At 63.7% G+C, this 13,301-nt stretch carries 11 protein-coding genes; 5 read left to right on the top strand and 6 right to left on the bottom strand.

Annotated features, from left to right (window positions below; genetic code table 11):
• Positions 1-30 precede the first annotated feature (30 nt).
• Together aspS and JNC62_RS06125 are read right to left on the bottom strand one after the other, a co-directional pair.
• Positions 31-1,821, bottom strand: a complete 1,791-nt coding sequence (gene aspS, locus JNC62_RS06130; protein ID WP_374836968.1) for an aspartate--tRNA ligase — start codon at positions 1,819-1,821, stop codon at positions 31-33.
• Positions 1,822-2,111: 290 nt separating this feature from the next.
• Positions 2,112-3,104 carry a magnesium transporter CorA family protein gene (locus JNC62_RS06125; protein WP_374836966.1) on the bottom strand — a complete coding sequence of 331 codons (993 nt, stop codon included), beginning with the start codon at positions 3,102-3,104 and terminating at the stop codon, positions 2,112-2,114.
• Between the two features lie 438 nt (positions 3,105-3,542).
• Between JNC62_RS06125 and JNC62_RS06120 the strand changes: the two genes are divergently transcribed.
• The gene (locus tag JNC62_RS06120) at positions 3,543-4,781 is read left to right on the top strand and encodes an MFS transporter (protein ID WP_374836964.1); all 1,239 of its coding nucleotides are present in this window, start codon (positions 3,543-3,545) and stop codon (positions 4,779-4,781) included.
• A gap of 50 nt (positions 4,782-4,831) precedes the next feature.
• On the opposite strand, the gene JNC62_RS06115 is transcribed toward JNC62_RS06120, so the two are convergent.
• Positions 4,832-5,251, bottom strand: a complete 420-nt coding sequence (locus JNC62_RS06115; protein ID WP_374836963.1) for a DUF1801 domain-containing protein — start codon at positions 5,249-5,251, stop codon at positions 4,832-4,834.
• Positions 5,252-5,416: 165 nt separating this feature from the next.
• On the opposite strand from JNC62_RS06115, the gene JNC62_RS06110 reads away from it, so the two are divergent.
• The 4 genes from JNC62_RS06110 to JNC62_RS06095 all read left to right on the top strand — a co-directional run bounded on the left by JNC62_RS06110 (position 5,417) and on the right by JNC62_RS06095 (position 8,898).
• Complete coding sequence (locus tag JNC62_RS06110; protein WP_374837435.1) at positions 5,417-5,545, top strand: multicopper oxidase domain-containing protein; 129 nt, start codon at positions 5,417-5,419, stop codon at positions 5,543-5,545.
• Between the two features lie 90 nt (positions 5,546-5,635).
• On the top strand, positions 5,636-6,781 hold the full coding sequence (gene rnd, locus JNC62_RS06105) for a ribonuclease D (protein ID WP_374837433.1): 1,146 nt from the start codon (positions 5,636-5,638) through the stop codon (positions 6,779-6,781).
• 57 nt (positions 6,782-6,838) lie between these two features.
• Positions 6,839-7,339 (top strand): phosphatase domain-containing putative toxin, encoded by a 501-nt coding sequence (locus tag JNC62_RS06100; protein WP_374836961.1) that lies wholly within the window; start codon positions 6,839-6,841, stop codon positions 7,337-7,339.
• Between the two features lie 200 nt (positions 7,340-7,539).
• A complete protein-coding gene (locus tag JNC62_RS06095; protein WP_374836959.1) occupies positions 7,540-8,898 on the top strand; it encodes an esterase-like activity of phytase family protein in 1,359 nt (452 codons plus the stop codon).
• A gap of 228 nt (positions 8,899-9,126) precedes the next feature.
• Here JNC62_RS06095 and JNC62_RS06090 read toward each other — a convergent pair whose 3' ends face one another.
• From JNC62_RS06090 to JNC62_RS06080, 3 genes are all read right to left on the bottom strand, one after another.
• A complete protein-coding gene (locus JNC62_RS06090) occupies positions 9,127-10,062 on the bottom strand; it encodes a calcium-binding protein (RefSeq protein WP_374836958.1) in 936 nt (311 codons plus the stop codon).
• Positions 10,063-10,187: 125 nt separating this feature from the next.
• Positions 10,188-11,711, bottom strand: a complete 1,524-nt coding sequence (gene ppx / locus JNC62_RS06085) for an exopolyphosphatase (RefSeq protein ID WP_374836956.1) — start codon at positions 11,709-11,711, stop codon at positions 10,188-10,190.
• An 11-nt stretch (positions 11,712-11,722) separates the two neighbouring features.
• A partial coding sequence (locus tag JNC62_RS06080; protein ID WP_374836953.1) for an RNA degradosome polyphosphate kinase occupies positions 11,723-13,301 on the bottom strand: 1,579 nt, incomplete at its 5' end.

The raw sequence follows: 13,301 nt of genomic DNA, 5'->3' as shown, positions 1-13,301 counted from the left end.
GATATCGGAGCGGCCCCGCTGCAAGGTCTTTCAGTCCTTCTTCGGCGTAGGCATGACGCGCAGCGCCAGCTCGCGCAGCTGGGCCGGCGTTGCCGGGCTCGGGGCGCCCATCAGGAGGTCCTGCGCCTGCTGGTTCATCGGGAACAGCGAGATCTCGCGCAGGTTCTTGGCGCCGACGAGCAGCATGACGACGCGGTCGATGCCGGCGGCCATGCCGCCATGCGGCGGTGCGCCGTACTGGAAGGCGCGATAGAGGCCACCGAAGCGCTCTTCCACGTCGGCCTGGCTCAGGCCGACCTTCTCGAAGGCCTTGACCATCAGTTCCGGCGACTGGTTCCGGATCGAGCCCGAGGCGATCTCGAAGCCGTTGCAGACCATGTCGTACTGGTAAGCCTTGATCGTCAGCGGATCCTGCTTTTCCAGCGCCTCAAGGCCGCCCTGCGGCATCGAGAACGGGTTGTGGGCGAAGTCGACGCGCTTTTCGTCCTCGTTCCATTCGTAGAACGGGAAGTCGACGATCCAGCAGAGCTCGAAGCGATCGCGGTCGACGAGGTTCAGTTCCTCGCCGGCCTTCGTGCGGGCCTCGCCGGCAAACTTGTAGAACTTGGCCGGGTCGCCGGCGACGAAGAAGCAGGCGTCGCCTTCATCGAGGCCGAGTTGCGTGCGGATCGCGTCGGTGCGCTCCTCGCCGATGTTCTTGGCGAGCGGGCCGGCGCCCTCGAGCTTGTCGCCCTCCTTGCGCCAGAAGATGTAGCCGAGGCCGGGCTGGCCCGTCGACTGCGCCCAGGCGTTCATCCGGTCGCAGAAGGCGCGCGAACCGCCGGTCTTGGCGGGAATCGCCCAGACCTCGACCTTCGGGTTCGAGGCGATCATGTTGGCGAAGACCTTGAAGCCGGAATCGCGGAAGTGGTCGGTGACGGCCTGCATCTCGATCGGGTTGCGCAGGTCGGGCTTGTCGGTGCCGTAGGTGCGGATCGCGTCGTCATAGGCGATGCGGCGGAATTTCTGCGTGACCGGCTTGCCGTCGGCAAACTCCTCGAAGATGCCGCGGATGACCGGCTCCATCGTGTTCCAGACGTCTTCCTGCTCGACGAAGCTCATCTCGAGGTCGAGCTGGTAGAACTCGCCCGGCAGGCGGTCGGCGCGCGGGTCCTCGTCGCGGAAGCAGGGGGCGATCTGGAAGTAGCGGTCGAAGCCGGCGACCATCAGGAGCTGCTTGTACTGCTGCGGTGCCTGCGGCAGCGCGTAGAACATGCCCTCGTGGATGCGGCTCGGCACCAGGAAGTCGCGTGCGCCTTCCGGCGAGGACGCCGTCAGGATCGGCGTCGAGTACTCGGTGAAGCCAATATTGTTCATCTCGCGGCGCATGGCGGCGATAATCTGGGTGCGCTTGACGATGTTCCTGTGCAGCGTCTCGCGGCGCAGGTCGAGGAAGCGGTACTTCAGGCGCACGTCTTCCGGATAGTCCGGCTCGCCGAACACCGGCAGCGGCAGTTCCTTGGCCGCCGACAGCACCTCGATCTCGTGGGCGTAGAGCTCGATCTCGCCGGTCGCCATGTGCTTGTTGACCGTGTCCTCGGTTCGCGCCTTGACGAGGCCGTCAATGCGGATCACCCACTCGCCGCGAACGGCTTCGGCGATCTTGAAGGCCGGGCTGTCCGGATCGGCGACGACCTGGGTGATGCCATAGTGGTCGCGCAGGTCGATGAAGAGCACGCCGCCATGGTCGCGGACGCGGTGGACCCAGCCGGAAAGCCGGGCGGTCTGGCCGACGTCGGACTTGCGGAGGGCGGCGCAGGTATGGCTGCGGTAACGGTGCATTGTTCTATCCTGGAATGCGTTCGAGGTCGGCTCCGGCAGGCGGAGCCACACGTCTTCAAAATCGGGCGGACAAGCGCATGACCGGCCGTATTTGTCAAGACTTGGGCGGGCGGCACGGCTGTCGCGGAGCGAACATCACGGCGCAAACGTGACTACATCTGAGCGGCGACGGTGGCCAGTGTTGGAAACACCGCTGCCGACCGGGTGCAATGAATCACGCGCCTTCCAGATCGGTCGCGCACATTCGGCCAGTCGAGACGCTCGGCCAAAGCCGGTTGCCGTGATTGCCCTCACAACCAGCCTTTGCGTTTGAAGTAGTAGAATGGCAGGGCTGCGGAGAGCGCCATGAGCAGGATGGCCCAGGGGTAGCCCGCGCCCCATCTCAATTCGGGCATGACTTCGAAGTTCATGCCATAGATCGAGGCCACCAGCGTCGGCGGCAGGAACACCACCGAGGCCACCGTAAAGATCTTGATGATCTGGTTCTGCTCGAGGTTGATCAGCCCCAAAGTCGCATCGAGGAGGAAGTTGACCTTTCCGGACAGGAAGGCGGCGTGATCCCCCAGGGAGCTGGCATCACGTTGCAGCAGCTTCACCATCTGGCGCACTTCCTTGGTCGGCTTGTGTGCCGGATGCTCCACGGCGGCGTGATAGGCAACAAGCCGGGAGATGCTGACGAGGCTCTCCCGAACACCGCCGAGAAAATCGCCCTTCTGGCCGAGTTGCTCGATGAGGGATCGCAGATCGCTGGTCATTTTCGTCGAGGACTTGGACTTGCCCGCGAACACCTCGCGGGAAATGCCGTCGATCTCGTTGCCGGTGCGCTCGAGCACGTCCGCCATCCGGTCGATGATGGACTCGACAAGACCGAGCATGACATCTTCCCCGGCAGAACAGCTCGAGTCGTTCGCCCGCAGGATGCGATGCGCGAACATCCGGAACGGCTTCGGGTCCGCGTATCGGACAGTGACGAGGGTCCTGCCCTTCAGAATGAAGGTCACGGGCGTCTTGACCGGTCCGTCTCCATCGACGTTGGTGAGCGCGGTGAGCGTCATGATCTCCGCCCCGCTCTCCTGGTACAGACGGGCGGAGGGCTCGATCTCTTCCATCTCGTCGCGCGTTGGAACGGAAACTCCCAGAGCTTCTTCCACGTGGCGGCACTCGGCCGACGACGGCCGGACCAGGTCATACCACAAGGCGGGAGGCGCGGCCTCGAAGGGAATGGAAATGTCGTTCTCGCGCAGGACGACGCGATCTGCTTCGCGGACGAAAATTTGCAGCATGATAACTCGCTCCTTGGGCCTTCGCCGCCCGGAGCGGGATCAAGCTATGACCCTACCAGTTGGGGCGGCAGAACTCGGCCCATGTTCGACTGTCGGGGTCCATCTATATGTCCTCAAAAACTGCAGCGTCTTGCACTGCACCACTTTCGTTGCGCTCAAAAGCATGCGCCGTCAAGCGGGAAATCAGGCTCCCCTGCTGGCAATCGCGAACCGTTCGGTCGGGGCGGCAAGGCGATCGCATTCCGGGCAAGATACTGGCGCTGCAAGTCACCCGTCAGCGCCGGCAATCGACCATCGCCATGCCAGCGATGTGACGCGCCGCTGCCACGACTTCCCGCAAAAATCCCCGGATGTGTCGTTTCTGGCCCTGTCGCCGGCCGCGTTCCGCCTATAGCCTTCACATATCTGTGATTTTCGATTCCCTTCCCCGGCGGCACCATGAGCCACATCCGTCCCCTCCTCCCTCTCCTGGTCACCGCCGGCATCCTGATCGGCGGCAACGGCCTGCAGGGAACGTTCATCTCGTTGCGCGCCTCGCAGGAAGGCTTTTCGACCTCGATGATCGGCGTCGTCGGCGCAGGCTACAACATCGGCTTTGCGATCGGCTGCATCTACGTTTCCCGCATATTACGGGCAATCGGCCACATCCGCACGTTCTCGGCCATGGCGGCGATCGCCTCGGCCTCCGCGCTCGCGATGCTGCTGATCATCGATCCAACCTTCTGGTTCTTCATGCGCCTGTTGGCAGGGCTCTGTTTCGCCAGCCTGTTCGCAACCGTCGAAAGCTGGCTGAATGCGAGCGTCACCAATGCCAACCGGGCGCGCACGCTCTCCGTCTACCGCCTCGTCGACCTCGGCTCGGTAACGGCGGCGCAATATCTGATCCCCGGCGTCGGCATCGGCGGTTTCCAGCTCTTCGCGATCATCTCGATGGCGCTGACGCTGTCGCTGGTGCCGATCTCGCTCGCCGACCGCTCCAGCCCGATTGCGCCCGAGGCGATCCGCTTCGACGTCAAGAAACTGTGGAACATCTCGCCGCTCGCCACGATCGGCTGCATCGTCGTCGGCCTGACGAACGCCGCCTTTCGCTCGCTCGGGCCGATCTACGGCCAGGAGATCGGCCTGTCGGTGACGGGGATCGCCAGCTTCATGAGCGCCGGCATCATCGGCGGCGTCGTGCTGCAGTATCCGCTCGGGCTCTATTCGGACAAGTTCGACCGGCGCGTGATCATCCTGATCGCGACGCTCGGCGCAACCCTCGCCGCCCTCTATCTCGCGATCTTCGCCGGCGGCGACGAATGGCTGAACATGGCCGGCATCTTCGTCTTCGGCGCCTTTGCCATGCCGCTCTACTCGCTCTGCTCGGCCCATGCCAACGATCACGCCGGCGACGGCGAGCACGCGCTGGTCTCAGCCGGCATGCTGTTCTTCTGGTCGATCGGCGCGATCATCGGCCCGCTCTTCGCCTCGGTGCTGCTCGACATCTTCGGACCCGATGCGCTGTTTACCTACACCGCCGCCGTGATGGTGATCTTCATGGGTTACACGCTTCTGCGCATGACCGCCCGCCCCGGCGTTCCGGCGGAGCAGCGGCGCGGACGCTTCCGCAGCCTGCTGCGCACCTCCGCCTTCTTCAACAAGCTCGCCGGTGAAGGGCGCAACGGCGAGGAGCGCTAGACGCCGCTTCTCTCCGGCTTAACGTCGCGAAAACTGAAGGAGCGATGGCTTCATGCCTCATCGCTCTTTCGCGCTTTCGCCCGAGCTGCCGCGGGGGCATTCTTTTTCAGCTTCGTTTGATTGTGTTCGATGGCGGCCCGGACGAGATTTTTGAGCGCGCCCTCGTCGACCGCATCCCCCTCGAAGAAGTCGATCGCCCGCCGCGCGTTGCCTTCGAGGCCGGCGTTGAAGAGCTTGTCGGGATCTTGCAGGCTCGCCCCGTGGGCGAAGGTGAGCTTCACCTTTCCCTTGTGGGCGTCAGCCACGGCTATCATTCCGTCACGCGACCACACCGGGCTTCCCATCCACTTCCATTCCTCGACGATTTCCCGGTCTGCCTCGAGAATGGCCTTGCGGACGCTGGCGAATGTCTTGCCACGCCAGTCGGTGAGTTCTGCGATCAACTGGTCAATGCGCTCCGAAGGGATCATTGGATCTCATGCCTCAACATTGACGGGCGGGGCAGCAGGCATTTGCGAACTGGCCATCTTCACAGCGGCCGGCCGGCGACGGCTCGTGCATCATGCACGATCCTGTCGCGTCGTCCACCGCATGGCGACCTTCCGCGGTGAGCCGGCTTATGCACGACGGACACGATCCCGCTGCAGCCGGACGCGGCGGCGGACCTTGCGCTCGTCGCCGGCAATGCCGGCGACCGGGTGTTCCATTGCCACGCCATCGAGCACCAGAAGACGGAAATGACCGGTTATGTGCGGGTAACCTGACGGTGACTACGCAGTTTTCGATTGTGGCGGAATGGTGGAGCGGGTAAACCATCCCGTCAAACGAAGCCTCCACCGAGCAAACTGATGCAAATCATCGATACCACCGCAGCCCTGGCCGACGTCTGCGCGCTGCTTGCCAAGTCCGATTACCTGACGATCGACACCGAGTTCCTGCGCGAGACGACCTTCTGGCCGGAATTGTGCCTGATCCAGTTGGCAGGACCGGAGACGGAAGCGATCGTCGACCCGATGGCGAAGGGGATCGACCTTGCGCCGTTTTTCGCGCTGATGGCCGATACGAGCGTCGTCAAGGTGTTCCATGCCGCGCGCCAGGACCTCGAAATCGTCTACAATCTCGGCAAGTTGATCCCGCATCCGATCTTCGACACGCAGGTCGCCGCCATGGTCTGCGGATTCGGCGACAGCGTCTCCTACGACCAACTGGTGCAGAAGACCAAAGGCGTGCAGATCGACAAGTCGTCGCGCTTCACCGACTGGAGCCGTCGCCCTCTGACCGACAAGCAGCTCGAATACGCGCTCGCCGACGTCACGCACCTGCGCGACGTCTACCAGTTCCTGAAGGGCAAGCTGGAGCAGGAGGGCCGTTCGCTGTGGCTGGCCGAGGAGATGGCCGTTCTCGAGGCGCCCGGCACCTACGACATCCACCCGGACGATGCCTGGAAGCGGCTGAAGTTGCGCGTGAAGAAACCGATTGAACTGGCTGTTCTGCAAAAGGTTGCCGCCTGGCGTGAACGCGAGGCGCGCAGCCGCAACGTGCCACGTTCGCGCATTCTCAAGGACGACACCATCTACGAGATCGCCCAGCAGCAGCCGGCGGATGCCGAGGCGCTGGGGCGGCTGCGCACGATCCCGAAGGGCTGGGAGCGCTCGCAGTCGGGTTCTGCCCTTGTCGCGGTGATCCAGGAGGCGCTGTCAATCCCGAAGGCCGACCTGCCCCGCCTGCCCCGCCAGAGCCAAGTGCCGGAAGGCGTGGCCGCCGCCAGCGAGATGCTGAAGGTGCTGCTGAAGCTCGTGTCGGAAAAGCAGGGCGTCGCGTCCAAGATCATCGCCAACAGCGACGACCTGGAAAAGATCGCCGCGGAAGGCGAGGCAGCCGACGTCCCCGCCATGCACGGCTGGCGCCGCGACCTTTTCGGCAATGTCGCGCTGGACCTGATCGGCGGCAAGGTGGGGCTCCGCTTCGTCAACAAGCGCATCGAGGCGGTGGCGCTCTGACGCCCTTCCTCCCTCACCCTTGCTGACGCGACGGCTGCCACGGCGTAGAATGTCTTTATGGCCACGCCGGAGAAATTCACGATAGCCACCGTCAGGCTGCCGAACGGCGGCCGTATTGGGCTGAGCCGCATTCCGGGACGGACGGGCGAATATGCCTCCGACCTGCAGGCGATCGCCGACTGGGAAGCCAATTCCGTGATCTCGATGACCGACTGGGTCGAGATGGAGGCAAGAGGGTGCAGCGATCTCGGCGCACGGCTTGCCGAACGGGATATAGCCTGGTTCCACCTGCCGATCCGCGACTTTGCTGGTCCGGGCGGCTTGGCGGAAGCAAAGTGGCCTCAGTATTCCGCAGAACTCCATGAGATTCTAGATCGCGGCGGCGCCGTGCTCGCCCATTGCCACGGCGGGCACGGGCGCGCCGGCATGGTGGCGCTTCGACTGCTTGTCGAGCGCGGCGAGGATCCGGGCATCGCGCTGCGCAGGATCCGGGCCGTGCGGCCCGGCGCAGTCCAGACCGAGGGACAATACCGCTGGGCGGTCTCGGCGGCTCGCTGACAGCAAACAGACGGCCTGGTCTTGCGCGCCGCAACGACAAGGGCCGGCCGGCATATCCGATATTTCCCCGCCCGTTCGGCCATCCGATCCTGCCTTTGGAAGCGCGCCTCGTCACGAAAGCTTCAGCCAACCGTCAAGCAGCGGTCACGTGCGACGCCTATCGGGAGCGTATTCGATCCTTTCACAACAAGGTGACTTCCATGATGAAATCGCTCCCGGCTGGCGCAGCCCTCGCCCTTCTCCTCTCCGGCACCGCGCTTGCCGCCGATACCGAGTTTCCGGCAAAGCTGAAGGCGCATGCCATCCTGCCCGCCAACACGATCATCGCCGCACCGGCCGATGCGGCCAACTACCTGAAGACCTCGGGCAAGTTCACCACCGCCGACCGCAAGCGGGTCGAGCAGCTTGGCACCGTTGCGGGCAAGGACGGCGTGCGCCCGACCGGCCTGTCGCTTCCCTTCGACGGCCAGCCGATGCAGGGGTTCTCCGGCATCAAGACCATGGACGACGGCACGTTCTGGACGCTGTCGGACAACGGCTTCGGCAACAAGCTGAACTCGACCGATGCGATGCTGATGATCCACAACGTCAAGTTTGACTGGGACAGCGGCAAGGTCGAACCGGTCAAGACGGTGTTCCTATCCGATCCGGACAAGAAGGCGCCCTTCCCGATCGTGATGGAAGGTTCCGCGAGCCGCTACCTGACCGGCGGCGACTTCGACGTGGAATCGATCCAGCCGGTGGCGGACGGTTTCTGGATCGGCGAGGAGTTCGGCCCCTACATCCTGAAATTCGACCTCGACGGCAAGCTGACCGACGTGATCGCCACCGAAGTCGACGGCAAGCCGGTCACCTCGCCGGACAATGCCACGCTTGCCGTGCCGGCCGATCCGTCCAAGAAGATGCCCGCCTTCAACCTCAAGCGCTCCGGCGGCTACGAGGGCCTGGCACTGTCGAAGGACGGCACGAAGCTCTACGGCCTGCTGGAAGGCCCGCTCTGGGTCGACAGCGAATCCGTCGAACAGGCCGACGGCCGTCCGGCTCTGCGCGTCATCGAGCTCGACGTCGCCAGCAAGGCCTGGACCGGCCGCAGCTGGCTCTATGCGCTGGCCGAGGGCGGCGAGGCGATCGGCGATTTCAACATGCTGGACGACACGACCGCACTGGTGATCGAGCGCGACAACGGCGTCGGCACGGTGGACAAGGCCTGCGCCGACCCGAAGGACCCGAAAGCCGACTGCTTCGCCGTCGCCTCGAAGGTGAAGCGCATCTACAAGATCGAGATGAACGACGAGAACGCCGGCAAGGCGGTGCGCAAGATCGGCTACATCGATCTCCTCAAGGTCGCCGATCCAGACAACAAGAAGCGCCAGGGCGGCGGCGACGGCTACTACGACATGCCGTTCCTGACGATCGAGAACGTCGACCGGGTGGACGAGACGCACATCGTCGTCGGCAACGACAACAACCTGCCCTTCTCCGCCGGCCGCTTCATCGACAAGGCCGACGACAACGAGTTCGTGCTGATCGAGGCCGGTGAACTGCTGAAGGCGAACTGATCGGACCGAAACGGAAAGGGGCGGCCGGCGCCGCCCCTTACATTGCTCGTACCCGCTTCCGTCTCCCCGGACTTGATCCGGGGCCCAGTTGCACAGCGTCGGCGGTGCGGAAGGGCCATTTGCGCTCAAGGATTTGAGCGCGCTGGATGCCGGATCAAGTCCGGCACGACGGAGATCTCGGATGGCTCCGCCCCTCTTGTGCTGCGCACCCGCTTTGATTTCGACCGCTCAGAGCAGGAAATCGCTCGCGTCGAGATCCATTCGATTGAAATTGTCGAGGACGATGATGTCGGTGCTGCTGAGCTTGACGTGGACGTCCGTTCCCACCTGCTCGGCCTTTTTCAGAACCGATCCGGCCGACGAAAAACCATAGGACCGAAGGTCGATGTCATCGATATTGTTCTGGAAGTCCGTGATCGTGTCCTTGCCATAACCCTTGGCGAAGACGAAAACGTCGGCCCCGGCGCCGCCGGTCAGCGTGTCATTGCCAGCGCCGCCGTTGAGCGTGTCATTCCCATTGCCACCGTTGATCCTGTTGGCACCGTTGTTGCCGGTAAGCTTGTCGCCATAGCTCGAACCGGTCAGGTTCTCGATGGAAACGTAGGTATCGCCCTTCGCATCGTTGGTGTTGACGGATGCCTTGGCGAGGTTGGCGACGACGCCCTTTGTCGCGCCGGCATAGGAGGCGGTGTCGCTGCCCGCGCCGCCGTCCAGCCTGTCCGCGCCTGCGCCACCGATCAGCGTGTCGTTGCCGGCAAGACCGATGATCCTGTCGGCATAGTTCGTACCCCTGACCGTATCGTTGCCTGAAAAGATAAGCTTGAGGGCCTCTGTCACACCTTTTTCCTGGGGCATGTCAATGGTATCGCTGAGCGCCTTGGCGGAGACCTTAAGGTCGGTGATGGAGAACCAAGTCTTGCCGCCTTCGACATGTTTCAACCCGGTGATGGTGCCGGCCGTCATGCCGAAGACTTCACCGTTCACCACCTTATATTTGAGGCCGGTTCCCTTGATCTCGCTATAGTAGGTTTTGATGTTCTGATAGACCGTGACACCGGTGGTCTTCAGAGGGGTGTTGTAGTCGAAGTCGAGGAAGTTCGTCGCGCCGATTTTGGTGAAATCGAAGCCCGTGTTTCCCCGGACGCCCAATGTGATCTTTGCCATAATGCATGCCCTCAGAATGTTCTGTGACAGAAGGTTTCTGTCGGCATGCAACCTAGGTGCGAGCTGTTAACAATATCCTCGCCAGCTCCTTAAAACTGCCTCAAAGTCTTAATTTTAAAAAGATTTCAGCCTTCGTACCGAAACGCTATCCGCTTGCCGGTGAGCTTGGCCAGCTGCTGCAGGCGCCCGTCGAGGCGCTCGCCGGCGAAATCGGCGAATTCGGCGGGGACGACGAACTCGAGGTCGAGGTCCGGTGTTTCCGAACGCCGGATGGCGAGGTGGCGCACGACCCCCGGCATCGAGGCGGAAAATAGGTAGGCGACACGCAGCAGCCCGCCGAGCAGCTTCGCCAGCATCAGCATCCGCGGGGTGGCGATCGCGGCGAGCGGCCCCGACGCACCGTCGTCATTGAGGCCTTCGAAGCGATAGTAGTTGGCAAGCGCGATATAGGCGCGGCCGGGATGAGTGATGCCGGTGAAGGTGCCGTGCGAGATGATGTTGAGGGCCTGCAGGCCGCGATAATCCGGATGCGCCCGCCAGCTGATGTCGGCAAGCAGGCAGGCGGCCTGGCGATAGCGCCCCTCCTCCTGGCTCTCCTCGATGCCGAAGAGGGGCATCATGCGGCCGGTCCAGTGGACAAGCTCGCGGGCGTGCTCGGGCGAACGGGCGCGCAGGATCGCAAGCTGATCGGCCGCGGTGAGCAAGGGATCGAGCGTTTTCTCGTTCTCCGGCAGCAGCGAGTAGAGATAGCCTTCGCGTACCCCTTGAGCGGAGAACGAGACCTTTGCCGGGCGCATCAGCGCGACGGCCTCCTGCATGGCCACCGCACCGAAGGGCAGAAGCGTGCGGCGGCTCTTGGAGATCGCCGCGTAAGCGGGGTCCTTCGTGTCCTTGGTCGTGACGACATAGGTCAGAAAGTCCATCGCCTCGTCGAAGGAGATCTCGTAGCCCTGCATCATGTGCAGGGGATAATTGTTGATCTCCATGTGCAGCTTGGCGAGCGATCGCCACGTGCCGCCGACAGCGTAGAAGGTCCGTCCCGTGCCGCGCTTGAGCAGCCCGGCGGTCTTGAGGAACCGGCGCGCGACGATCCGCGCCTGCGCCACCGAGCCCGCCGCAGCCTCCGACAGCCGGATGCCGCCAAGCGGCAGCGTCATCCCCTTGCCGATCACCTCTCCGGCGACATCGACCAGTTCCAGCGATCCGCCGCCAAGGTCGGCGACGATGCCGTCGGGATCGTGGAAGCCGCTGATGATGCCGAGCGCGGAGAAATAGGCTTCCTCGTCGCCGGACAGCACCCGCACCTTGTGTTCGAGGATAGCCTCGGCCCGTTCGATGAATTCCGGTCCGTTCTCCGCCTCGCGCGCGGCCGCGGTCGCGAGCGCATACATGCGCGTGGCGCGGGCTTGGCGGGACAGGGCCTTGAAACGGTGAAGGGCGGCAAGCGCGCGTTCGACGCTCGCCTCGTCCATGCGGCCGGTCTTTACCAGCCCCTTGCCGAGGCCGCACATGACCTTCTCGTTGAAGAGTATCGACGGCGCGCGGTTCATCCCCTCGTAGATCACGAGACGAATGGAGTTCGACCCGATATCCACGACCGATACCGGGGCAATTCCCGGCAGGCGCCCCTGCGCTTCCGATTCAACCATGCAAGTCCATGTTACCGTTTGCGCTGGCTCTTCCAGCCGGCGATCGCTTTCGGAGCGCTCGACTTCAAGGCGCCGCCCCGGCCGGAAAGGCTCGGGTTCGTCATGAAATAGTGCTGCGCATTGAACGGCTCGGTCCCCTCCGGCACCTGCATGCGCCGCGAAGTCCCGTCCGGCAGGATCTCATAGCTCTGCTGGTTGTCGATCAGATTTCCCAGCATGATCTGCGATAGAACCTGTTCATGCACAGTGCGGTTGGTAAGGGGAACCAGCGTCTCGACCCGCCGGTCCAGGTTGCGCGGCATCAAATCCGCGGAGCCTATATAGACGAGCGCCTTCTCCGAGGGAAGCCCGTGGCCGTTGCCGAAACAGAAGATGCGGGAATGCTCCAGGAAGCGGCCGACGATCGACTTGACACGGATATTGTCCGACAGGCCCGGCACCTGGGGACGCAGGCAGCAGATGCCGCGCACCACCAGATCGATCTCCACCCCCGCCTGGCTGGCACGGTAGAGCGCGTCGATGATCTCCGGATCCACCAGCGAGTTCATCTTCATCCAGATGGCCGCCGGCCGCCCGGCCCCGGCGTGCACGATCTCCTGCTCGATGTGATGGAGCATGCGCGGGCGCAGCGTGTGCGGCGAAACGGCGATCTTCATATCGGACTCCGGCTGGCCATAGCCGGTGATGAAGTTGAAGATGTTCGCCATGTCGTGGGCGATCGAGGGGTCGCAGGTGAAGAAGGACAGGTCGGTGTAGATCTTTGCGGTGACCGGGTGGTAGTTGCCCGTGCCGAGATGGCAGTAGCTGCGCAGTCTGCCCTCCTCGCGGCGGACGACGAGCGACATCTTCGCGTGCGTCTTCAATTCGATGAAACCGAAGACGACCTGCACGCCCGCCCGCTCCAGATCGCGCGCCCAGCGGATGTTCGCCTCCTCGTCGAAGCGGGCCTTGAGCTCCACCAGGGCCGTCACCGACTTTCCGGCTTCCGCCGCGTCGATCAGCGCGCGCACGATCGGGCTGTCGTTGGAGGTGCGGTAGAGCGTCTGCTTGATCGCCACGACCTCGGGATCGCGCGCGGCCTGGAGAAGGAACTGCACGACCACGTCGAAGGACTCGTAGGGGTGGTGGACGACCATGTCCTTTTCGCGGATGGCGGCGAAGCAATCGCCGGCGTGCTCACGGACGCGCTCGGGGAAGCGGGCATTGTAGGGCTCGAACCGCAGGTCGTCGCGCGGCGCCTTGGCGATTTCCGTCAGCGTGTTGAGCGCAAGCAGCCCGGGCAGGACCGCCACCCGGTTTTCCGGCACCCCGAGTTCGTTCACGACGAACTGCCGCAGCGACACAGGCATGTCGGAATCAATCTCGATGCGGATGACCGAACCACGGCGGCGGCGCTTCAGAGCGGTCTCGAAAAAGCGCACCAGGTCCTCTGCCTCTTCCTCGACCTCGATATCGCTGTCGCGGATGATGCGGAACGTGCCGGTGCCCTGCACCGCGTAGCCCGGAAAGAGCCGGTCGATGAAGAGGCTAACGGCATCCTCGAGCGTCGTGTAGCGGATCACGCCTTTCTGATCGGGCAGCCGGATGAAA

The sequence above is a fragment of the Mycoplana ramosa genome (assembly GCF_041930185.1).
Taxonomy (GTDB): Bacteria; Pseudomonadota; Alphaproteobacteria; order Rhizobiales; family Rhizobiaceae; genus Mycoplana; species Mycoplana ramosa.
The sequence above is the reverse complement of the archived record's forward strand: the minus strand, read 5'-3'. Positions and strand labels throughout refer to the sequence as shown.

Bases quoted from the DNA above. Each gene is read 5' to 3' on its own strand.
- aspS (WP_374836968.1), bottom strand. From the start codon at position 1,821: ATGCACCGTTACCGCAGCCATACCTGCGCCGCCCTCCGCAAGTCCGAC.
- JNC62_RS06125 (WP_374836966.1), bottom strand. From the start codon at position 3,104: ATGCTGCAAATTTTCGTCCGCGAAGCAGATCGCGTCGTCCTGCGCGAG.
- JNC62_RS06120 (WP_374836964.1), top strand. From the start codon at position 3,543: ATGAGCCACATCCGTCCCCTCCTCCCTCTCCTGGTCACCGCCGGCATC.
- JNC62_RS06115 (WP_374836963.1), bottom strand. From the start codon at position 5,251: ATGATCCCTTCGGAGCGCATTGACCAGTTGATCGCAGAACTCACCGAC.
- JNC62_RS06100 (WP_374836961.1), top strand. From the start codon at position 6,839: ATGGCCACGCCGGAGAAATTCACGATAGCCACCGTCAGGCTGCCGAAC.
- JNC62_RS06095 (WP_374836959.1), top strand. From the start codon at position 7,540: ATGATGAAATCGCTCCCGGCTGGCGCAGCCCTCGCCCTTCTCCTCTCC.
- JNC62_RS06090 (WP_374836958.1), bottom strand. From the start codon at position 10,062: ATGGCAAAGATCACATTGGGCGTCCGGGGAAACACGGGCTTCGATTTC.
- ppx (WP_374836956.1), bottom strand. From the start codon at position 11,711: ATGGTTGAATCGGAAGCGCAGGGGCGCCTGCCGGGAATTGCCCCGGTA.